Here is a 21,142-nt window from a genome sequence, read left to right as displayed (position 1 = left end):
AGTTAAGGTGGCTTCATGTCCGGCTCAGATCTCAAGGCGTTATATCTCGCCCATCGCGGAGAAATTCAGGCTTACCTGGATCGTCGCTTGCGCTGCAAAGAGACTGCTGCCGACCTGACTCAGGACACCTTCATCCGGCTGTCCGAACAGATGAGCCGTACGCGCATAGAAAACTTCCGCGCTTACCTGTTCTCCAGTGCTCGCAATCTGTTTATCGACCACACCCGACGCCAGGAGCATCGAAAGGTCGAGCCGCTCGAACAGCAGGAGATGAACGACGCCGAACCGCAAACGCCGACACTTGAACAAGCCGCCATCGCAAATCAGCAACTGTCAGCCTTGAACGACGTGATTCAGAACATGCCTGAGCCTTGTCGTGAGGTATTTTTGATGGTGCGGGTTGAAGGCCTGACCTACGTCGAGATCGGTGAACGCCTCGGGATTTCTTCGAAAACCGCTTTCAGCCGCATGGTCAGAGCCCTGGACTTGTTGAAGTTAGGGATGTCCGAGTGATCGCCTTCAATGGCTTGAACCCGAGTGAGCAGACGACCGGGCAGCGGACTTACGCCCTCATGCTGGATTACAATCTGGCGCCAGCACAGTCCTGCCTTGAATTGATTGACCTATGAGCGTTGAACCTCCGATTCTTCACCCGTCCGCTGCGCAGCCTGATGACGTCAGCCATCAGGCCAGCACGTGGTTTGCGTTGATGCATGGCGGATCACCCACAGCCGCCGAGCGAAAGGCGTTGGCAAAGTGGCTTGAGGCTGATCCCCTGCATGCACAGGCGTATGCGCAACTGGAAAGTTTATGGGCCGCCTCTGCCCTTCTCATCCAACCGAATCCGCCTGCAGTCAGCGCCCGGTTATCCCGGCGCCGCTTTGTCGGTTTGGGCGTCGCAGCCTGTGCGGCGGCGGTCAGCACGAGCGCAACGACGTTCTGGCTCAAAGGCGCAGCATCACCTTTTGCAGACGTGCGAACCGCGGTAGGTGAGCGGCGAACGGTGCGTCTGGCTGACGGGTCCACCGTTGAACTCGCGGGCAACACCGCGCTGAATCTGAACATTTCCCCAACACAGCGTGCCGTGGAATTGCTGCAAGGCGAGGCATTTTTCAACGTCGTGCCCAGTACTGCGGGTGAACTCTCGATCAGAACCGATGCGGGCCAGATTCTGACTAACGACAGCGAGCTCTGCGTGTCATGCGACAGCACAACAACGATGCTGACGGTGAGTCGGCATACGGTACGCGTGGTCACATCGAGCCAGCAAACAGATCTGGGAGAGGGCCTGTCATTACGGTTCAGCGCCAATCAAACGGGCGCTATTCAGCGCGCGGAACTGGACCAGGTCCTCGCCTGGCGTAGCGGTCGGCTGGTGTTCTTCGACAAGCCGTTAAGCGCGGTCGTCAGTGAGCTTCAACGATGGCGCGAAGGCAAAATATTCATCGCTGACCAGCAGCTTGCAGCACGACGAGTCAGCCTGATCCTCAATCTGAATCGGCCTGAGCAAATGCTTGATGTTCTTTCCAAGGCCCTCTCAGTACGCATGACGACGTACACCGATCTGGTGACCGTCATTCATGCGGCCTGACGAGGGACCGGCTTCAGCCGGGAAGAGGTCGGCACAGTTACCGAAAACAGGTCGGTAGAAATACCGCCCTCACGGTGGCAGCCGGCCCCCAAAATACTTTTCCAATCATCAATCTCTGCCCCCGGCAGAAACCTGCGATAAATTTTTCAAAACACCTTCAGGTATTGCCAAAGGTCATCCGTCTTAGATGTGACTGATAGCTGTTCGCATATCCGTGCGCATCTCATAGGGAACAACCTGAATGGCAAAGCACCACAATCCTGAACGCAAAAACGGCGCGCAATGGCGACTGGGCGCCCATGGCGCAGTACTCGCCTGCACGCTGCTCGTAGGGGCCGTTCAGGCGCATGCTGCGCCAGGCAACAGCGCTGGCAGCACCATGGACAAGCTGTCACTCAACATTCCGGCGCAACAGTTGCGTCAGGCCCTGTTGGTGTTTAGCCAGCAAACCGGGCAAAACGTCCTGCTCGATGGCAACCTCGATGCCAGTTTGCGCAGCAGTGCAGTGGTTGGCAGCTACTCGGCCGAAGAGGGATTGGCGAGCCTGCTGCAAGGCAGCGGTTATAGTTTCGCCCGTACCGACGCGGTAACGGTATACCTGGTGCCCGTTGCCCGCCCTGACGTCGCCAACGAAATGAACCTGCCCGCCACGCAGATTCAGTCGCGCAGCACACAAGACTCTCTCCAGAGTGTGGGCTATCAGGGCAAGCCGGTTTCCAGCACCACACGGCTGGGCCTGAGCGACAAGGAAACGCCGCAAGCGGTGACTGTTGTGACCCGCGAGCAAATGGACGACTTCCAGCTCAACAGCGTCAAAGAAGCCTTGCGCAGCGCGCCGTCAGTCACCGTCGAACAATTCGAGACTGACCGCACGGCCTTTACCTCTCGCGGTTTCACGATCGATAACTTCGAATATGACGGCATGGGCATGCCGTTCTCCGGCGGCGTGCTGCTCGGCGATCAGGACATGACCGAGTTCGAACAGATCGATGTATTGCACGGTGCCAACGGGCTCATGAGTGGTGCAGGCAACCCGTCGGCAACAGTGAATTTCGTCCGCAAGCGCCCTACCGATACATTTCAGGCGAAAATCGACGCCAGTGCCGGTTCCTGGGACAACCGTCGCCTGGGCCTGGATGTCTCCGGCCCGCTGACAGATAGCGGCAATGTGCGCGGCCGCTTCATCACGGCACACGACAAAGGCAATTCCTATCTCGACCAATACAGCCACGAGGTCAATGTGGCGGCAGGTCTGCTGGCATTCGACCTGTCGGACGCCGACACGCTGACCGTAGGCTTTTCCCAGCAAGACAGCTATTCGAACGGCAGCACCTGGGGCGCCCTGCCCATCGCCGATTTCGCGGGCAATCGCATTCATTACAGCAGCCGCAGCTCCAGCATCGGTCAACCCTGGACCTACTGGGACATCCACACCAAACGCGCCTTCGCCGAGCTGACCCACGAATTCGATAACGGCTGGCACAGCAAGATCACCCTGACCGGCGTTAGCCAGCATCAGGACACAAAGATGCTGTACGCCATCCCGGCGACGGCGACTGACGTTTTTGCCTACGTCAACCGCACCACCAGTACCGAACACCAGGTTATCGGCGAGGCTCAGTTGTCCGGGCCATTCAATTTTCTGGGGCGCGAACATGAGTTGACGGTCGGTGCCAACTACGGCCGCACTCGTCATAAGGAGCGCGGCCACTATCGGGATGCGGCTGGCTTTATCAACGCCAGCCTTGCGGACGCCCTGGCGGGCACCGTGGTGCAACCGGCCTTTGACTTTACCAACGACCTGAACACCCAGCTCTTCAGCGACCGTCAGAAAAGCCTGTTCGCCGGTGCACGGTTCAGCCTCGCCGATGATCTGCACTGGATTGCCGGAGCCCGCATGCTCAGTGCCGATGGCGAAGGTGCTGGCTATGGAGCGCCGCACGATACCCGGGTGCACGGCAAAGTGACGCCTTACACCGGTCTGGTGTATGACCTCACCCCGCAATGGAGTCTCTATACCAGCTGGACCGAGATCTTCAAGCCACAATACGTGCGCAGCACCAGTGGCGGAGTTATCGAGCCTCTAGAGGGTAAAAGCACTGAAGTCGGCGTGAAAGGACGCCTGCTCGAAGAGCGACTGACCGTCACCGCAGCGGTGTTCAAAACCGATCAGCAAAACGTTGCTGAACTCACCGGTCAGATCGTGAATGGCCAATACGTTTATCGAGGTGCCGACTTCAAAAGCCGTGGTGTCGAGCTGCAAGCTTCCGGCGAGGCATTGCCAGGCCTGGAACTGGCTGCGGGCTATACCTTTGTACGGATCGAAGACGCGGATGGTGATGAAGCACGCAAGTACATCCCTGACCACGTCTTGCGCGGCAGCCTGACCTACCGGCTACCCGGCATGCCCCAGGCCAGGGTCGGGACTCGCATCCAGTGGCAAAGCGGGACTGAAGTCGACACCAACAGCAGGGTCAAGCAAGAGGCCTACGCGCTGGTCGACCTGATGGGCAGCTACGACTTCGATGAACACTGGAGCACGTCATTGAACCTGAATAACGTCACCGATCAGAAGTACCTGCTTTCGCTGTATCAATCGGCGGGCTCCACTAACTATGGTGCACCAAGGAACCTGACGGCTTCGGTGACCTGGAAGTATTGAGTTGATGGCGACTTCTTCGAGAATTGCATAGCAGTGTCGCGCAGCAAACTCGAATCGGCGGCTCTCATCAAACATAAAATAACTATCTGAATTAAATAATTTTTTCTGTAGGAGTGAGCTTGGTCGCGATAGCGATAGATAGGTTACGACGATAGCGTCTCACCGGACGCCCGCGCGAGCACGCTCACTCCTACAGATCAATTATTTGCTGGGTGACCGTGCAGAAACGCCCCGAGGCGATCATCCACCTCGGGGCACCAGGCTCAACGGTTACGCGTCACTCGCCAGACCGTATTGGCGAGGTCGTCAGCAATGATCAGCGCACCTTTCGGGTCCACCGTGACCCCGACAGGTCGACCGCGGGTTTTGCCGTCAGCGCCACGGAAGCCCGTCGCGAAATCAACCGGCTCACCTGCAGGACGACCGTCGTTGAACGGCACGAAAATCACCTTGTAACCCACCGGATTGGGACGGTTCCAGCTGCCATGCTCGCCAACAAATACGCCGTTGGCGAATTTATCACCCATGGCCGGGATGGAAAAGTCGACACCCAGTGCGGCCACGTGCGAACCCAGGCTGTAATCAGGTTTGATCGCCGAGGCAACCTTGTCCGGATTCTGCGGCTGCGCGCGAGAGTCAACATTCTGGCCCCAATAGCTGTAAGGCCAGCCGTAGAAACCGCCCTCCTTCACCGAAGTCAGATAATCCGGAACCAGATCAGGCCCCAGCTCGTCACGCTCATTGACCACCGTCCACAACTGCCCGGTTTCGGGCTGAATGGTCAACGCTGTCGGGTTCCGCAGGCCCGTTGCATATGGCTTGTGCGCGCCTGTCTCGGCATCGATTTGCCAGACCATCGCCCGATCAATCTCGACTTCCATGCCACGCTCGGTGACGTTGCTGTTCGAGCCGATGCCCACATACAGGGTGCGCCCGTCCTCGCTGACCGTCAGTGCTTTGGTCCAGTGATGGTTGATCTGCGAAGGCAGCTCAGTGATCGTGGTCGGCGCGCCACTGGCTTTGGTCTGGCCGTCCTGATAATCGAAGCGGACCAGTGCATCCTGATTGGCCACGTACAGCTTGCCATCGGCAAACGCCAGGCCATACGGCGCGTTGAGGTTTTCAGCAAAGACCGTCTTCAACTCATAAGCGCCGTCGCCATCGGCATCCCGCAACAAGGTCAGACGGTTGCCGCCTTTAACCTGCGTGTTGCCCTTTGCCTTGATCACGCTGGCGATCACATCCTTGGGCTTGAGCTTGGCTGCACTGCCGCCACGCCCTTCTGCAACCAGAATATCGCCGTTGGGCAGGACCAGCGTCTGCCGCGGAATCCTCAGGTCAGTCGCAATTGCGCTGATGCTGAAGCCCTCGGGAACGGTGGGCTTCTGATCACCCCATGCCACAGGCTCAGCGATCTTCATGCTGGGCAAAAGCGTGCGTTGCGGCTCGGGCAACTTCGGATCCGGACCACGTGCCTGAGTGCTTTCTCCGTCGCCACCACAAGCACTCAACAACAATGCCACGCTGATAAGAGTCAGTGCGCCTGAATGCTTCATTCCGCACCTCCTGAACGCAGATTGGTGAGGCCGGTCCATGCAGCAATAACGGACAACAGTGTCACGACGACCGACAAAATCAGACCCGTGGGCATCATCGCCCAAGCGTCTTTCGCATGCTCAAACGCGTTCAGCAGACCCAACGCCCAAGTGGCGAGCAGTAGCAGGAAATACGCAACAGGACGCCCTGCCTTATGGTCCGCACGGATCAGATTGACCAGCGCAAACAACAACGCCAGGCCACAGAACAGCAGACCTCCGGCGATCAGCCACGAGGCAAAGTTGGCCCATTGAATCTGGTAGGTCTGGGCGTAAGCAATGTCACTCAGCAAAGCACCGAGAAACAGCGGGACGGTACCGCCTAGCAAGATCGCATGAAGCGGACTTGGAGTGGTCCGGTATAAGGGTTGAGTGGTAACGGTCACGGCGGCTCCTTATCGTTGAACGATCCGGCCTGATACTCAGCGCAGATGCACTGGCAGACAGGATCGCGCTGACTGCGCAAAGAAAAGGATCGTCTTGCAAGAGCGTTAGTTCACTGAAGTTCGTGACGAAATATTTTGAAAAAGTAATTGAAAGAAAGCTTCTCTCGCTTTCACGTCGAGACTGTCAGGGATACCGTTTTCCCGCTAAAGCAGAACGTCGCCCGGCCGGACCCACGACGTCGCCACAATCGCGGGTCACACCTTACCCGTGGGAGCTGAGAGGGTCAGCAATCACCATCACGCAAAAAAATATCAAAGTGCCACTACTGTTATCAACACTGCTGCCGACACAGACAGCATCGTTTTTAATCATAGGGACTTGATTCATGTCTTTTTACACGCTTCGCACCTGGGCAGCCCTGACGTTGCTTGCCTGCCTGACACTCACCGGTTGCGCCCACGTTCAACCACCGGTAGCGCTTGATAAGCAATTCTGGGATGCCAAAGAGCCGGTTATCGGCGTGGCGATCAACGTAGTGCCTGAGCCTGCTCTGGTCTTGACCGGCAATCAGGGGCTTCTGGATTTGGCCATTAACACCGGCATGAACAGCAAGCTCAGCGGGAATGTCGAAAAATGGCAGGTGCGTGACCTCAATACACTGCCGGATGCCATCGTTGCCAAGTTGCAGGCCAAGGGCTACAAAGCCAAGCGCATCAACGAACCAGTGGACCTGAAGACCTACAAGGAAATCAGTTTCCGCGAGGGCTATACCATCCGCGACCTGAGCCCGATCAAGGCAGCTTATGGCGTAGATCGTTTGCTATTGATCAACATCCAGGGCACTGGAGCCACCCGAAGCTATTACAGCATCGTGCCTACCAGCGTACCGATGGCTCAGGTGGGCGGCCAAGGCATGGTGGTCGACCTGGCTGACAATAAACTGCTGTGGTTCAAGCCGTTTGCCGTTGTACAGGCCGCTCAGGGCGAGTGGGACGAGCCCACGTATACCAATCTGACCAACGCGTTCTATCAGGCGATGGACACGAGCCGTCAGCACATGATCACCCCGTTCGAATGATGAAAGGTTTACTGATCGCGGCCACCGCACTGGCCCTGCTGATGCTCGGCGGTTGTGCGCAGAAACCGGCGCCTGAGACTGGCTTCAAGTCTCAGAGCGCGGCGTCCTACGTGCAGACACACGGCGTCAAAGTCGACATGCAACTGCCGCAGGCATTTGTCGGGGCCAGCACCGTGGTCGACGCCGAAGCCGCGAAAAAAGCCGCGTCCTCCAGCCATAACCTGGTCGCAGGTTCGGGCGCTGTCGGGTTGCCGGGCTTGCTCGTTGCCAGTCTGATCAACACTCAGATGGGCAGCGGTAGCCTGCAGCGGGACGCGGAAAAGGCCGCAGCCAATGAGTCGCGGCCTCTGGCCGAGCTACTCGCCGGCATACCGTTGCAGGAGCGGTTGCAGCAGCGTTTTCAAAAAGCGTCGCTGGACGCCGGTCTCAAACAAGGGGCAGGCAATGTCAGCGCACGTTTGGTAATCGAGCCGAAGCTGATGCTCACGCCTGATCGCGGCAGTTTTGTGCTGATCAATCAGGTGCAGGTGCAAGACATTGCCGGTTCGGCGTTGTACCGCATGCGTATCGAAGTCACCAGCCAGCCCATTCGACGCTGCGGCAAACGCTGCGTTGATGATGGCTCGCTGGATCTGGCGCAAGTCACTGCGGTCCTCGACGAATGCATCGATGAATCGATGCGTGTGCTGAACGCCGACCTGATGCTGCCAGCACCACCTGAAGCTGCTCAAGAAACCTTGCGTTATGTGCTGGATGGCCAGCGTGTGGTCGAGCGTGGTTATCAACTGGCCAACAACGGCAGTTACTGGCGTTATCGCAACCTTTACGGTTCGGTAAAATCAGTGCCCGTACCGTTTGAAGATGCGTTGACTGCGGCCCAGTTGAAGACGGTGTACGGGCACTAGCACACGTCCTTCGCTATGTATGCATGCGTAAGAAACTGACATTCGACAGGCGCGCTGCGGTTCTGCGAAAGTGTTCAGGAGATACCTGATACCGATCGCTAAGGACCCCGCGCCATGGAATGCCCTCCTGCCCTTCACACCCCCCGCCTGATACTCACGCCTCTGCAACTGAGTGATGCGCATGCAATCCAGCAGTTGTTCCCGCACTGGGAAGTGGTCCGTTACCTCGACAGCCGTGTGCCGTGGCCTTATCCGGCTGACGGTGCGCTGACCTATGTACGTGACGTTGTGCTTCCTGCGATCGCGTCCGGGCGTGAGTGGCACTGGATGATCCGCTTGAGTGCGGAACCGACCCAGAGCATCGGCAGCATCAGCCTGTACGATCAGCCGGGTAACAACCGTGGCTTCTGGCTCGCGCCCCAATGGCAGGGGCAAGGCTACATACACGAAGCGTGTCAGGTCATTAACGCCTATTGGTTTGAGACGTTGGCCCGCCCGCTTATGCAGGTCCCCAAAGCGCTGGGCAACCAAGCGTCGCGTAAAGTTTCACAGCGCGAAGGCATGCGGCTGGTGGACACGCAGGAAGGGCATTTCGTCTCCGGGCCTATGCTCAAGGAGATTTGGGAAATGACACGCTCCGAGTGGCTACAAAACAACGCGTGAGGCCCTGTCCCTGCAATACGCCTGTGCACTTGAAGGCGTCGAGGCGTCCCGCGCCAAATTGTTGGCTGGCTTTGTTACAACCCCGCCTGAGCAGGCCATGTGCCAGCCATCATTGATAAATATTTTCCGTATCAAGCTGTTACGTGATTTAAATTCCTGACAAAATGAATGCTAATAATTCTCATAAGCATTGATCTCATCGTTTTAACAGGAAGTTAGTCATGTCCCGCTCTACCCCGCTGCACTGTTTCAGCCCGTCACGCAATCTTCTGGCAATGGCCATCTGCATGGCCACCCTGACTCCGGCGATGGCCGATGACAGCAGCGAAGCGCAGGCGCAATCCAGCCCGACCACGGTAGAACTGGGCGCCAGCGAAATCACCTCAAGCCAATTGGGCAGCACCACCGAAGGCTCCAGTTCGTACACCACCGGCGCAATGTCGACAGCCACCAAGCTGCCGCTGACCATGCGCGAAACACCTCAGGCTGTCACCGTCATTACCCGTCAGCGCATGGACGATCAGGCCATGACCAGCATCAACGATGTAGTCAGAGCCTCTCCGGGGTTATTCCTCAATTACTCCAACGGCCCAGGTCGACAGTCCTACACGTCACGCGGCTTCGACATCGACAACCTCATGTACGACGGCATCCCGAGCGGCTATAACGGCGTGTCGGTCGGTGCACAGCCTAACCTCGCGATGTTCGACAGGGTTGAGGTGGTTCGCGGCGCGACCGGTCTGGTCACCGGCGCAGGTAACCCTTCAGCAGCGATCAACCTGGTGCGCAAGCGTCCATTGGCCGAGCAGAAAGTCACCCTGACCGGCGCTGCTGGCAGCTGGGATGACTATCGCGGTGAGCTGGATGCCTCCAGCCCGCTCAACGACAGCGGCACCCTGCGCGGCCGTGTCGTCGCCTCGTACCGCGACGCCAACAGTTTCATTGATGGCGCAGAAGAGGACCACGGTCTGTTCTACGCCGTCACAGAAGCGGACTTGAGCGATGACACTACGTTGACAGTGGGCTTCTCTCATCAGAAGGACAAGACCAACTACTTCTGGGGTTCAGCGATGATTGGCGAGAATGGCCATCACCTGGACCTGCCGCGTTCGTACAACCCCGGCACCGACTGGGAGAACAAGGATCAGGAAATCAACACCGTTTTTGCCGAGCTGCGTCAGCGTCTGGCCAATGACTGGAAACTTCAGATCAACGCCAATTACGCCGAACAGAACGCACTATTCTCCGGCTCGTACCAGTCACGCTGGGCCGCCGACAGGACGCTGCAGCGCACGGTTTACCAAGCCGCCAATGATGAGAATCAGGCCGGTCTGGACGCTTTCGTCAGTGGTCCGTTTGAAGCGTTCGGGCGGACACATGAACTGGTAGTGGGTGCAAGCAAGCGCATTTACGACATGACGACCCAGGACTACGACCCGTTCAACTACTTCTACTGGCCGCTCAGTGCGGGCAAGCCCGACTTCGTCCACACCACAACCGGACGCGAAGTGACGACTCAGGATGGCGTGTACATGACCACCCGCCTGAGCCTCGCCGATCCGCTGAAGCTGATCCTCGGTGGCCGCCTGGACTGGTATGACTACGACAACCGTGATGGCGACGGCGACTACAAGGTCACCCGCAACGTTACGCGTTATGCCGGTCTGATCTACGACCTTGATGATCACCACTCGGTCTATGTCAGCTACAGCGATATCTTCACGCCACAGAGCGCCAAAGACACTTCCGGCACTCCACTGAAACCGATCGTAGGCAAAAACTACGAGATCGGCATCAAAGGCGAATACTTCGACGGTGCCCTTAACGCGAGCATGGCGCTGTTTCGTGTAGATCAGGAAAACCGCGCGGTTACCGTGGTGACGCCAGACTGCCCGCAATCCTCTTGCTCTGAAGCCTCCGGCGAAATTCGCAGCCAGGGTGTCGACTTCGAACTGCAAGGTGCGCTGACCGAAAACTGGCAAGTTGGCGGTGGCTACACCTATGCTCGTACGCATACCGTCAAGGATGCGGCAGACCCGAGCAAGGTCAACAAGCAATTTGACACTGACCTGCCTGAGCACCTGTTCAAGCTGACCACCAGTTATCACTTCCAGGGCCCGCTGGAGAAACTGCGCGTCGGCGGCAACGTCTCCTGGCAGAGCCGCATGTACAACGACATCGCCCTGGCCGATGGCGGTAGCTATCGACTGGAACAGGGCGGCTACGCCATCACCGACCTGATGGCGGGCTACCAGGTCAACAAGCACCTGGACCTGCAGCTCAACGCCAACAACGTCTTCGACCGCAAGTACTACTCAACCATCGCCAACTCCTCAGACTACGGCGGCGACAGCTATGGCACGCCACGTAACATGATGCTGACGGCTAAATACAGCTTCTGATTGATCGCAGCATGCGGACCGGAATAAAGACGCGCCGGTTTTGATTTTTTTGCTTTGCATAAAGTCTGAATTGACCGCCAGAAGGCCCGGCGGTCAATCCATACGCCAGCACCTAAAGCGGCGGACGCTGAAGGTTCACCCACTCCTGCACACTCGGCCTTTGCCATTGGCGCTGCGCAAAATCCACCAGCGCAGGGGGCACCAGATCGCCATTGAGTATCAGCCGGTTAAGCATCACGGCCAGATCCACGTCAGCGATTGACCATTCGCCGAACAAGTAATCGGGGCTGTCGGCAAGCAGTGCTTGTGCAGCACTGAACAGCTTGCGTGTTGCTGACTCGGCCTCTGTGGACAGCGGACCGGCTTTGCCCCCATAGAAAACCACCAGCGTGGATCGCTCCTGACGAATCGGCAGCAGATCACTGCGGATCCATGCCTGAACTTGCCGGGCTTTTGCACGCTGCCTGGAATTTTGTGGATAAACCGGAGACTGTGGGAAAACCTCTTCCAGATACTCGGTGATCGCAGAGGACTCGGACAGTGCAAAGTCTCCATGTATCAGTGTCGGGACCCGCTGAGTCAACGAAAGGCTGGCGTAATCAGCTGACTGATTTTCAGAGGCGTCCAGATCCACAGTACTCATCTCGAAATCGAGGCCCTTCTCGCGCAGCACCACGAAAGCCGACATGGCATAAGGGCTGGTGAATTGGGCATCAACATACAAGCGCAGGTTGTTCATAGCGTCATCTCCTTATGTAGAGAACGCACGCTACGAGATCCATGAAGATAATTAAAATTCATGATTTTCATGGGCGTATTCCAGAGCGGAATACGCCCATAGAATTACGCAGCACCTGTAGGAGCTCACCGAGGTTACGAGGCCAGCGATAGCGGAGTGTCAGACAAACCGCTATCGCTGGCCTCGTAACCTCGGTGAGCTCCTACAGTTTTTATATTCCGCCAGATATCCCGTCGGTGCCGATTGCGGTTTATCTGACACACCGCCATCGCAGCCTTCGGCAGCTCCTACAAGGAGCAGGCCTTCACGCCGTCTCGCGAGCCCGTTTTCGCAGCAAATCAATGAAGTGCTGCAACTCACGACTGACCGGCTCGCCTTTGCGGCGTAGCAAGCCGAATGGCGCCATCTGTGCGTCGAGGGTGACCGGTAGCGCCTTGACCAGGCCCATCTTCAGGTAATCACGCATCGCCGACTCGGAGAGCACCATCAAAGCATCGGTCAGTTGCACCAGTTGCTGCATGGAGTACACCGAGCTGCACTCGATGATGTCAGCCGGTATCGGCAGTTCGAGCTTTTGCAGCGCTTGCTCAATGGCGATGCGCGCCGGGCTGGTTTCGGGTTGCAGGATCCACGGCCAGTCCCTGACCAGTTCTGCCCATTCCAGTTTGCGGCGCCGGGCCAATGGATGCCCGCTGTGCACCACCGCAATCAGCCGCTCGTTGCCCAAGGGCTCGAACTCATATTGCTCACGATCGGTGATGAGGTTGCGACGGGTAACCGCGATATCAACACGGCCTTGTTCCAGTAACTGGACCACCTGATCGCTGGTATCGCCCATGATCCGGATGCGTAATTTCGGGTTGAGCCCTTTGATTTCGGCGACGGCGTTCATTACCAGGTCCGGTGCCGCGCCCATGATCGTGCCAATCGACAAGTACCCGTAACCACCCTGCTTGCGCACGGCAATATCCGCAGCGCAGCGATCCAGCCCACTCAAAGCCGCCTCGGCAAATCGCAGCAGTTCACGCCCCAATGCGGTCGGGCGCATGCCCCTCGGCAAACGCTCGAACAACTCGCAGCCGAACATGTCTTCGATTTCCTGAAGCATCCGCGTTGCAGCAGGCTGGGACATGCTCATGCTCAACGACGCGCGGTGCAAATTGAGGCTGGAGCCAAGCACGACCAACATCTGCAGATGCTTGTAACGCAACCGACCAAACAGCTGATGGGGAGACCGCTCGACACTCATGCTGCCCTCTGCAATCGATAACTTTAAGGTATCGACTATAAGCTTAATTCGATTAGTCACGCATCCCAGGTAGCAGTAGAGTCCTCAGCACAAGAAAACAACACCCACCGAGGTGAATCCAATGAAACGCTCTGCCGTCCTTTATTTGCCGCCCGCTTACATCCCTCGCGCTCCGCAACCCAGTCCGTCATCTGCATCCTGTTGAGGCTCAACGCCCTTCACCTGCTTTGAAAATTTACGCAGTCAAATAATTCCAAAAAGGAAACTGACGTGAACACTCTACCCGCGACTTTACTGCGCAAGGTCTCCTGGCGGCTGCTGCCGTTTCTGTTGCTGATGTACATCATGGCGTTTCTTGATCGCGCCAACGTCGGCTTTGCCAAACAGGCATTCCAGGCCGACACCGGTATCAGCGACGCCGCCTTTGCGTTCGGCGCTGGTGTTTTCTTCGCCGGTTACGCGTTGCTGGAGGTGCCCAGCAACCTGATCATGCACAAGATCGGCGCTCGCCTGTGGATGTGCCGGATCATGGTGACCTGGGGGCTTGTCTCCGCCGCCATGATGTTCGCCCACAACGAAACCACCTTTTACATCCTGCGCTTTTTACTCGGCGTCGCTGAGGCCGGTTTCTTCCCAGGCGTGATTCTGTACCTCACCTACTGGTTCCCCAGTGCCTCGCGCGGCAAGGCCATGGGCTTCTTCTATTTCGGCGCACCACTGGCGTTCATCTTCGGCAGCCCGTTGTCTGGCTTGCTGCTTGAACTGGACGGTTTCATGGGCACCCACGGCTGGCAGTGGCTGTTCGCGGTCGAAGGATTGATGGCCAGCGTGGTCGGTGTCTGGGCTTATTTCTATCTGGACAATCGCCCGGCCGATGCCAAATGGCTCACGCCTGAAGAACGTAGCCAGTTGCAAGCCGTGCTGGATGCCGAGGACAGCCAAAAACAATCCCATGGCAGCCTGCTGAAAATCCTTTGTCAGCCTGCGGTCCTGTATTTGTGCCTGATCTACATGCTGATTCAGGCCAGCGTTTACGGCGTGGTCTTCTACCTGCCGAGCCAGGTTGCAGGGCTGCTGGGCACCAAGGTCGGCTTGATGGTCGGTCTGGTCAGCGCCGTCCCATGGATCTGCGCGTTACTGGCTGCCTGGAAAATCCCCGGCATCGCTGACCGCACCGGCCAGCGCCGCACGGTTGCCGCGTTGACTCTCGTGGTTTCAGGGCTGGGAATCGCCGCCTCGGTGACTTTCGCCAGCCCGCTGCTGGGCATCCTCGCCCTGTGCTTCGCCGCCTCGGGTTTCATCGCGGTACAGCCGGTGTTCTGGACGTTCCCCGGAAGCTTTCTGGCAGGTGCCGCCGCAGCCGGTGCCATCGCGCTGATCAACTCTTTCGGCGCACTGGGCGGGTTCATCGCGCCCATTCTGAAGAACTGGGCGGAAGCCTCCTTCCACTCTCCAGCAGCAGGCTTGTACGTGCTGGCCTTCACCACACTCATTGCAGCAGCCCTGATCATGGGCATTCGCCCGCCGAGTCAGGCTGTCCCTCGTAAGCAACCGACTTTCCAAGTCTGACCAGGAGAAATCACATCATGGCCATTCCAACCATCAAACATGTTCGCGCCTTTGTCCTGCGCGGCGGTGGCGCTGACTATCACGATCAGGGCGACGGTCACTGGATCGACGACCACATCGCCACGCCGATGAGCAAATACCCGGAGTACCGCCAGAGCCGTCGCAGTTTTGGTATCAATGTGCTCGGTACTCTCGTCGTTGAGGTCGAGGACTCGGAAGGCAATATCGGCTTTGCCGTCACCACGGGCGGCGAACCGGCGGCCTATATCGTCGAGAAACACCTGGCGCGCTTTGTCGAAGGCGCGAAGGTCACCGACATCGAGCGTATCTGGGATCAGATGTACTTCTCCTCGCAGTACTACGGCCGTAAAGGGCTGGTGATCAACACGATTTCCGGTATCGACCTGGCGCTCTGGGATCTGCTCGGCAAGGTGCGCAAGGAGCCGGTGCACCAATTACTCGGCGGCGCGGTGCGTGACGAACTGCAGTTCTACGCCACCGGTGCTCGTCCGGACCTGGCGCAGAAAATGGGTTTTATCGGCGGCAAGCTGCCGCTGCACCATGGCCCGGCAGAAGGTGAAGAAGGCCTGCGCAAGAACCTCGAAGAGTTGGCAGTGATGCGCGAGCGCGTCGGCAAGGACTTCTGGCTGATGCTCGACTGCTGGATGAGCCTGGACCTCAACTACGCCACCCGCCTTGCGCAAGGTGCCCATGAGTTTGGTCTGAAATGGATCGAAGAAGCGCTGTCACCTGACGATTACTGGGGCTACGCCGCGCTTAAAAAAGCGGTACCCACCGGCATGCTGGTCACCACCGGCGAGCATGAAGCAACACGCTGGGGTTTCCGGATGCTGCTGGAAATGGGCTGCTGCGACATCATTCAGCCGGATGTCGGCTGGTGTGGCGGTATCACCGAACTGATCAAGATCTCGGCACTGGCCGACGCTCACAGCGCAATGGTCGTGCCTCATGGCTCGTCGGTTTACAGCTATCATTTTGTGGCCACGCGCACCAACAGCCCATTCGCTGAATTCCTGATGATGGCGCCCAAGGCCGACGAAGTCGTGCCCATGTTCCATCCACAATTACTGGGTGAACCGGTCCCGGAAAACGGTCGCATGCGTCTTTCGAAGCTCGATCAACCAGGTTTTGGCGTGACGTTGAACCCTGAGTGCCAACTGCATCGCCCTTACCAGCACTGAGTCAGCCAACCCTGGATGTCGGGTCTGACTCGACAGGAGTCCCTATGAAAATGCCACGCAACGGCTTCAAGGCCGCCTTGGCCAAAGGCGAACCGCAATACGGTATCTGGGCAGGATTTGCCACAGGCTATGGCGCCGAAATCACCGCCAGCTTCGGCTACGACTGGATGCTCATTGATGGCGAACACGCCCCGAACACCGTGCCTTCGATCCTCGCCCAATTACAGGCAGTAGCGCCCTACTCCACAGCGCCGATTGTGCGTGCGGTCAGTCACGACCCGGTGCTGATCAAGCAGTTGTTGGATATCGGTACTCAGAGCCTGATGATCCCGATGGTCGAGACCGCCGCGCAGGCTCGCGCACTGGTGCAGGCCACCCGCTATCCGCCACACGGCATTCGCGGCGTCGGCGGCGGGTTGACCCGCGCCACTCGCTGGGACGGCGTGCCGGACTACATCAACACGGCCCATGAAGAGCTTTGCCTGATTGTGCAGGTCGAGTCCCGCGCAGGCGTGGATAACGTCGCGGAAATCGCTGCGGTGGAAGGCGTCGACGCGGTTTTCATCGGCCCCGCAGACTTGTCCACGGGGCTGGGCCATATCGGCAACCCGTCACACCCTGAAGTACAGGAAAAAATCCGTCACGCCATCGATGCCACGCTTGCGGCCGGCAAAATCAGCGGGATTCTGGCTCCGGCTGAAGAGGATGCGCGCCGCTATCAAAGCTGGGGCTGTCAGTTCATCGCCGTGGCTATCGACATCAGCCTGATGCGTCAGGCGGCACTCAACAACCTCGCGCTTTATCGCGACACCACCGAACAACGCCCGGCCTCACGCACCTATTGACTGGAAGGAGCCCGACCATGTCTTCAGTACCGGTTTACGAAAACTATATAAACGGCGAATTTGTCCCCAGCGCGGAGCACTTTGAGGTGCTCAACCCGGCCACTGGCGCAGTACTCGCCAGAGTCCCCGCCTCGGATGCCGATCAAGTGGATCGTGCGCTGGCCGCAGCACGCTCGGCCCAGTCCGCATGGGCAAAGCGCCCGGCCAACGAGCGTGCAGGTTATCTGCGCAAGATCGCCAGCAAGCTGCGCGAAAACGTTGCCCACCTGGCCCGTACCATTACGCTGGAACAAGGCAAGATCTACGCGCTGGCCGAAGTAGAGGTCAACTTTACTGCGGACTACCTCGACTATATGGCCGAGTGGGCACGGCGCATTGAAGGTGAAATCATCACCAGCGATCGTCCCGGCGAAAACATCTTCATGTTCCGCAAACCGCTGGGCGTCGTGGCGGGCATCTTGCCATGGAACTTCCCGTTTTTCCTGATCGCACGCAAGATGGCTCCGGCGCTGGTTACGGGTAATACCATTGTGATCAAGCCCAGCGAAGAGACACCCAACAACTGCTTCGAGTTTGCCCGACTGGTCGCTGAAACCGACCTTCCTGCGGGCGTGTTCAACGTGGTGTGCGGCGATGGCCGGGTGGGCGCGGCGCTGACCTCACATCAGCAAGTGGACATGATCAGCTTCACTGGCAGCGTTGAAACCGGCGCACGAATCATGAGCGCCGCGGCACCCAACATCACCAAACTCAACCTTGAACTGGGCGGCAAAGCGCCCGCCATTGTGCTCGCCGATGCGGACCTGGACCTTGCCGTCAAAGCCATTCGCGATTCGCGGATCATCAACACCGGGCAAGTGTGCAATTGCGCTGAGCGGGTGTACGTCGAACGGGGCGTCGCCGACGAGTTCGTCGACAAGATCAGCGCTGCCATGGCGGCCACCCGCTACGGTGATCCACTGGCCGACAGCTCTGTCGAAATGGGTCCGCTGATCAACCGGCAAGGCCTGGAAAGCGTCGCCGCCAAAGTCAAAAAAGCTCAGGCACAGGGCGCCAGCCTGATCACCGGCGGCAACATCGCCGACCTCGGCCAGGGCTTTCACTTCCAGCCCACCGTGTTGACGGGTTGCAGCGCGGACATGGAAATCATGCGCAAGGAAATATTTGGCCCGGTGCTGCCCATCCAGATCGTCGATGACCTGGATGAAGCTATTGCCCTGGCCAACGACTGCGAATACGGCCTGACGTCGTCGCTGTACACCAAGGATCTGAGCAAGGCCATGTACGCCATCCGCGAAATCGACTTCGGCGAGACGTACATCAACCGTGAGAACTTCGAAGCCATGCAGGGCTTCCACGCGGGTGTCAGAAAGTCCGGTGTGGGCGGCGCGGACGGCAAGCACGGTTTGTATGAGTACACCCATACGCATGTTGTCTACATTCAGGCTTGAAAGTAATCCGGGGGCTCGTTAGTGCAAACGAAGGGCCCCCGGCTTTGCCTCCAACGCTCGCAGTCTGACCTCAATGTATTGAATCTGCCCTGCATAGTCCGGATCCACTTTACGGACGATTTGCAGGGCTTTTGAATACGCATCGCGGGTCGGTAGCAAGCAGCCTAACCTTGATCAACAAGCTCTAGAGCAGTAGCCGCCAGTTGCTCACCCACCCGCTCCTTCAGCGTATCGATAAAGCGGCTGATCTTCGCATCGACGAATTGCCGCGAGGTATAGACCGCATAAACGTTGCGCTCGTGGGTATGGTATTCCGGCAAGACCCGCACCAGTTTCCCTGAGCGCAAATCGTCGATGGCTGAAAAACCGGCCAGCAAGCCGATGCCTGCTCCGTCGCGCACCGCAACGGCCATGGCCTCCATATCGTTCACGCTGAAGCTCGGGCCCGTGGGGACGAAGGTGGCGTTGTCGGTTTTGCTCTTTAGTTGCCACTCATCTCGTGCGTAGTCGACAGTGCCGAGCAACAGGCATTGGTGGTCGCGCAGGTCCTGCGGTTCCTGTGGCGCTGCGTGTCGTGACAGATAGTCGGGGGACGCCACCAGCACGCAGTGACTGACTCCGATTTTCTGGCTGACATAGGCCGAATCCGGCAGCGTTCGGGCAATCAGAATAGAGACATCCAACTGGTCCTCCAGCAGGTTGGGCATGCGTTGCGAGAGCAGCAAATCCACGGTGACGTCCGGGAATTTCCTGCGGTACTCCAGCGCCGCACACGTGACGAGATGCCGCGCAAGGCCTGGCACGCAATGCACGCGTAGCGTGCCTCTGGGCTCCAGCAGTGCATTGCTCGCTTCAGCTTCTGCGATCTCAAGATCCGCGAGGATTGTCTTGCATCGCTCGTAAAACCGCCGCCCCGCATCGGTCACCGAAAGGCGTCGGGTTGAGCGCTGCAGCAGGCGAGCATCAAGCATCGTTTCCAGGGCAGAAACCGCTCGGGACACATTGCCCACTGTCGACTCCAGATGGTTGGCCACAGCGGTAAAGCTGCCCATCTCAACGACCTTCACGTACACAGACATATTAGAAAACTTGTCCATCTATTGCATCCCTTAAAGCCTGTTGCACAGCGGTGAAGCGGCATCATCGCCGCTCATTATTGGCGGTGCAACCCGCTCTGCCCGGACTGATATTTCCTTTTGACACAACAATGATTCCCTTCTTGCCGGCTAAATCAAATGCGTTGCCCTCCATAGACTTGGTTGCACAGGCCGCCTGTAACGGCACTGCGGCAAGCCATTGAAGCGTCGAGATACGCAACTGGCTTCAACCCGAATCCTGACAACCATGAAGGCCAACGCCATGAACACTGCTTACGACCCGCTTTATCTTTTCATCGGTGGTGAGTGGATCGACGCTCAAGGGCGCGATACCGCTGCTGTCGTCAATCCGGCAACCGGGCACGAAATCGGAAGCGTACCGCTGGCCACGCAAGCTGACCTTCAGCACGCACTGGAAGTCGCCCGAATCAGCTTCGACACCTGGCGCAAAACGGTGCCTGACCAGCGTGCGAAAGTTCTCAAACGTGCTGCCGATCTGATCCTCGAACGTGCACCGCATATCGCTGCCCAGATGACACTGGAAGAAGGCAAGCCGCTCACCGAAAGCCTGGATGAAGTAAAGCGCGCAGCGGAGTACTTCGAATGGTTCGCTGAAAGCGCGCGCCGTATTGACGGTCGTGTTGTACCCGCCAACCGTCCGGGTGTTCTGCAACTGGTGAAGCGTCAGGCAATTGGTCCGGTAGCCGCCTTTACCCCGTGGAATTTCCCGGCCATCACCCCGGCCCGCAAGCTTTCAGCAGCCCTGGCAGCCGGTTGCAGTGTGATCCTCAAGCCGGGCGAAGAAAGCCCGTCCACAGCCTTGGCCCTGGCCCGTGCGCTGGACGATGCAGGTTTGCCCAAAGGCGTGCTGCAAATCGTTTTCGGCATCCCTGATCAAGTCTCCAGCAAACTGATTGCCTCACCGATCATTCGTAAAGTGACGTTCACCGGATCGGTGCCGATTGGCCGCCTGCTATCTGCCCGTGCTGCCGAAGGCGTCAAGCCCATCACCCTTGAGCTGGGTGGTCACGGGCCGGTATTGGTGTTTGCAGATGCGGAGGTTGAAAAAGCGGCGGTAGAAGGCGTTGCAAACCGGTTTCGCGGCACCGGACAGGTGTGCATTTCGTCCACACGCTTTCTGATTCAGAAAGCGGTGTATCAAACGTTCGTTGATCACTTTGTGACGGCCACCCGCGCCTTGAAAATCGGCAATGGTTTACAGCCAGACACTCAGGTCGGCCCGCTCGCCAACCCAAGGCAACTGGCCAAGATGGAAGAGCTGGTGGCCGATGCCGTTGCTCAGGGTGCGCGACTGCTCGCAGGCGGCAAGCGTCTGCCGGGTGACGGTTATTTCTTCGAGCCTACTGTGCTGGCCGATGTGCCCATGAGCGCTCGGGTCATGCACGAAGAACCCTTCGGACCCATCGCGATATTAATGCCATTCGATGAACTGGAAGACGGTCTGGCAGAAGCAAACCGCCTGCCTTACGGCCTGTCTGCCTACGCGTTCACTTCAAGCGCACGCACCGCAATCGATGTTGCTGACGGCCTGGAGGCCGGCATGATCGGCATCAATCAGTACCGGATCGTGGCCACTGAACTGCCCTTCGGAGGCATGAAAGAAAGCGGTCACGGCTCCGAAGGCGGCGTTGAGGGTATCGAGCACTACCTGACTCACAAATTCATCAGCCAGATCTGAGGACGTCT

Annotated in this window: 17 protein-coding genes; 12 read left to right on the top strand and 5 right to left on the bottom strand. The window is 58.2% G+C overall.

Going from position 1 to position 21,142, the window contains the following annotated elements; genetic code table 11:
* Nucleotides 1-15 precede the first annotated feature (15 nt).
* The 3 genes from ACYASS_RS03485 to ACYASS_RS03475 all read left to right on the top strand — a co-directional run bounded on the left by ACYASS_RS03485 (nt 16) and on the right by ACYASS_RS03475 (nt 4,253).
* A complete protein-coding gene (locus ACYASS_RS03485; protein WP_463585106.1) occupies nt 16-513 on the top strand; it encodes an RNA polymerase sigma factor in 498 nt (165 codons plus the stop codon).
* A 112-nt stretch (nt 514-625) separates the two neighbouring features.
* Nucleotides 626-1,591, top strand: a complete 966-nt coding sequence (locus ACYASS_RS03480) for a FecR family protein (RefSeq protein WP_463585105.1) — start codon at nt 626-628, stop codon at nt 1,589-1,591.
* A 241-nt stretch (nt 1,592-1,832) separates the two neighbouring features.
* On the top strand, nt 1,833-4,253 hold the full coding sequence (locus tag ACYASS_RS03475) for a TonB-dependent siderophore receptor (RefSeq protein WP_463585104.1): 2,421 nt from the start codon (nt 1,833-1,835) through the stop codon (nt 4,251-4,253).
* Nucleotides 4,254-4,516: 263 nt separating this feature from the next.
* On the opposite strand, the gene ACYASS_RS03470 is transcribed toward ACYASS_RS03475, so the two are convergent.
* Entirely contained in the window at nt 4,517-5,809 is a 1,293-nt protein-coding gene (locus ACYASS_RS03470; RefSeq protein ID WP_463585103.1) for a PQQ-dependent sugar dehydrogenase, read from the bottom strand.
* Nucleotides 5,806-6,234, bottom strand: coding sequence for a DUF2231 domain-containing protein (locus tag ACYASS_RS03465; RefSeq protein WP_243245940.1), 429 nt, complete (start codon nt 6,232-6,234; stop codon nt 5,806-5,808). The genes ACYASS_RS03470 and ACYASS_RS03465 overlap by 4 nt, the downstream gene beginning before the upstream one ends.
* Nucleotides 6,235-6,620: 386 nt before the next feature.
* Here ACYASS_RS03465 and ACYASS_RS03460 point away from each other — a divergent pair, with 386 nt between their 5' ends.
* The 4 genes from ACYASS_RS03460 (at nt 6,621) to ACYASS_RS03445 (ending at nt 11,283) form a co-directional block, all read left to right on the top strand.
* Nucleotides 6,621-7,313: a hypothetical protein gene (locus tag ACYASS_RS03460; protein WP_243245943.1), complete on the top strand. Its 693-nt coding sequence runs from the start codon at nt 6,621-6,623 to the stop codon at nt 7,311-7,313.
* The gene (locus ACYASS_RS03455; protein ID WP_463585102.1) at nt 7,313-8,218 is read left to right on the top strand and encodes a hypothetical protein; all 906 of its coding nucleotides are present in this window, start codon (nt 7,313-7,315) and stop codon (nt 8,216-8,218) included. Before ACYASS_RS03460 ends, ACYASS_RS03455 begins: the two co-directional genes overlap by 1 nt.
* A 114-nt stretch (nt 8,219-8,332) precedes the next feature.
* On the top strand, nt 8,333-8,881 hold the full coding sequence (locus ACYASS_RS03450; RefSeq protein ID WP_463585101.1) for a GNAT family N-acetyltransferase: 549 nt from the start codon (nt 8,333-8,335) through the stop codon (nt 8,879-8,881).
* A 221-nt stretch (nt 8,882-9,102) separates the two neighbouring features.
* Nucleotides 9,103-11,283 carry a TonB-dependent siderophore receptor gene (locus tag ACYASS_RS03445; RefSeq protein ID WP_463585100.1) on the top strand — a complete coding sequence of 727 codons (2,181 nt, stop codon included), beginning with the start codon at nt 9,103-9,105 and terminating at the stop codon, nt 11,281-11,283.
* Between the two features lie 112 nt (nt 11,284-11,395).
* On the opposite strand, the gene yfcF is transcribed toward ACYASS_RS03445, so the two are convergent.
* Nucleotides 11,396-12,022: a glutathione transferase gene (yfcF, locus tag ACYASS_RS03440; protein ID WP_463585099.1), complete on the bottom strand. Its 627-nt coding sequence runs from the start codon at nt 12,020-12,022 to the stop codon at nt 11,396-11,398.
* A gap of 304 nt (nt 12,023-12,326) precedes the next feature.
* Nucleotides 12,327-13,271: a LysR family transcriptional regulator gene (locus ACYASS_RS03435; protein ID WP_463585098.1), complete on the bottom strand. Its 945-nt coding sequence runs from the start codon at nt 13,269-13,271 to the stop codon at nt 12,327-12,329.
* 270 nt (nt 13,272-13,541) lie between these two features.
* On the opposite strand from ACYASS_RS03435, the gene ACYASS_RS03430 reads away from it, so the two are divergent.
* Genes ACYASS_RS03430 through aldA form a run of 4 tightly spaced genes read left to right on the top strand, consistent with a single transcriptional unit; the run spans nt 13,542 to nt 18,338 of the window.
* Nucleotides 13,542-14,840: an MFS transporter gene (locus tag ACYASS_RS03430; RefSeq protein ID WP_087267318.1), complete on the top strand. Its 1,299-nt coding sequence runs from the start codon at nt 13,542-13,544 to the stop codon at nt 14,838-14,840.
* 17 nt (nt 14,841-14,857) lie between these two features.
* Nucleotides 14,858-16,042, top strand: coding sequence for an L-rhamnonate dehydratase (gene rhmD, locus ACYASS_RS03425; protein WP_122664796.1), 1,185 nt, complete (start codon nt 14,858-14,860; stop codon nt 16,040-16,042).
* Between the two features lie 44 nt (nt 16,043-16,086).
* Nucleotides 16,087-16,887: an HpcH/HpaI aldolase family protein gene (locus tag ACYASS_RS03420; protein ID WP_463585097.1), complete on the top strand. Its 801-nt coding sequence runs from the start codon at nt 16,087-16,089 to the stop codon at nt 16,885-16,887.
* Between the two features lie 17 nt (nt 16,888-16,904).
* On the top strand, nt 16,905-18,338 hold the full coding sequence (aldA, locus tag ACYASS_RS03415) for an aldehyde dehydrogenase (RefSeq protein WP_463585096.1): 1,434 nt from the start codon (nt 16,905-16,907) through the stop codon (nt 18,336-18,338).
* Nucleotides 18,339-18,502: 164 nt separating this feature from the next.
* Here aldA and ACYASS_RS03410 read toward each other — a convergent pair whose 3' ends face one another.
* A complete protein-coding gene (locus ACYASS_RS03410; protein WP_463585095.1) occupies nt 18,503-19,435 on the bottom strand; it encodes a LysR family transcriptional regulator in 933 nt (310 codons plus the stop codon).
* A 262-nt stretch (nt 19,436-19,697) separates the two neighbouring features.
* Here ACYASS_RS03410 and ACYASS_RS03405 point away from each other — a divergent pair, with 262 nt between their 5' ends.
* Nucleotides 19,698-21,134 (top strand): NAD-dependent succinate-semialdehyde dehydrogenase, encoded by a 1,437-nt coding sequence (locus ACYASS_RS03405; RefSeq protein WP_463585094.1) that lies wholly within the window; start codon nt 19,698-19,700, stop codon nt 21,132-21,134.
* Nucleotides 21,135-21,142: the final 8 nt, after the last annotated feature.

The organism is Pseudomonas sp. HP_14 (assembly GCF_055283875.1).
The sequence above is the reverse complement of the archived record's forward strand: the minus strand, read 5'-3'. Positions and strand labels throughout refer to the sequence as shown.

Bases quoted from the DNA above. Each gene is read 5' to 3' on its own strand.
- ACYASS_RS03485 (WP_463585106.1), top strand. From the start codon at position 16: ATGTCCGGCTCAGATCTCAAGGCGTTATATCTCGCCCATCGCGGAGAA.
- ACYASS_RS03480 (WP_463585105.1), top strand. From the start codon at position 626: ATGAGCGTTGAACCTCCGATTCTTCACCCGTCCGCTGCGCAGCCTGAT.
- ACYASS_RS03475 (WP_463585104.1), top strand. From the start codon at position 1,833: ATGGCAAAGCACCACAATCCTGAACGCAAAAACGGCGCGCAATGGCGA.
- ACYASS_RS03470 (WP_463585103.1), bottom strand. From the start codon at position 5,809: ATGAAGCATTCAGGCGCACTGACTCTTATCAGCGTGGCATTGTTGTTG.
- ACYASS_RS03460 (WP_243245943.1), top strand. From the start codon at position 6,621: ATGTCTTTTTACACGCTTCGCACCTGGGCAGCCCTGACGTTGCTTGCC.
- ACYASS_RS03455 (WP_463585102.1), top strand. From the start codon at position 7,313: ATGAAAGGTTTACTGATCGCGGCCACCGCACTGGCCCTGCTGATGCTC.
- ACYASS_RS03450 (WP_463585101.1), top strand. From the start codon at position 8,333: ATGGAATGCCCTCCTGCCCTTCACACCCCCCGCCTGATACTCACGCCT.
- ACYASS_RS03445 (WP_463585100.1), top strand. From the start codon at position 9,103: ATGTCCCGCTCTACCCCGCTGCACTGTTTCAGCCCGTCACGCAATCTT.
- yfcF (WP_463585099.1), bottom strand. From the start codon at position 12,022: ATGAACAACCTGCGCTTGTATGTTGATGCCCAATTCACCAGCCCTTAT.
- ACYASS_RS03435 (WP_463585098.1), bottom strand. From the start codon at position 13,271: ATGAGTGTCGAGCGGTCTCCCCATCAGCTGTTTGGTCGGTTGCGTTAC.
- rhmD (WP_122664796.1), top strand. From the start codon at position 14,858: ATGGCCATTCCAACCATCAAACATGTTCGCGCCTTTGTCCTGCGCGGC.
- ACYASS_RS03420 (WP_463585097.1), top strand. From the start codon at position 16,087: ATGAAAATGCCACGCAACGGCTTCAAGGCCGCCTTGGCCAAAGGCGAA.
- aldA (WP_463585096.1), top strand. From the start codon at position 16,905: ATGTCTTCAGTACCGGTTTACGAAAACTATATAAACGGCGAATTTGTC.
- ACYASS_RS03410 (WP_463585095.1), bottom strand. From the start codon at position 19,435: ATGGACAAGTTTTCTAATATGTCTGTGTACGTGAAGGTCGTTGAGATG.
- ACYASS_RS03405 (WP_463585094.1), top strand. From the start codon at position 19,698: ATGAACACTGCTTACGACCCGCTTTATCTTTTCATCGGTGGTGAGTGG.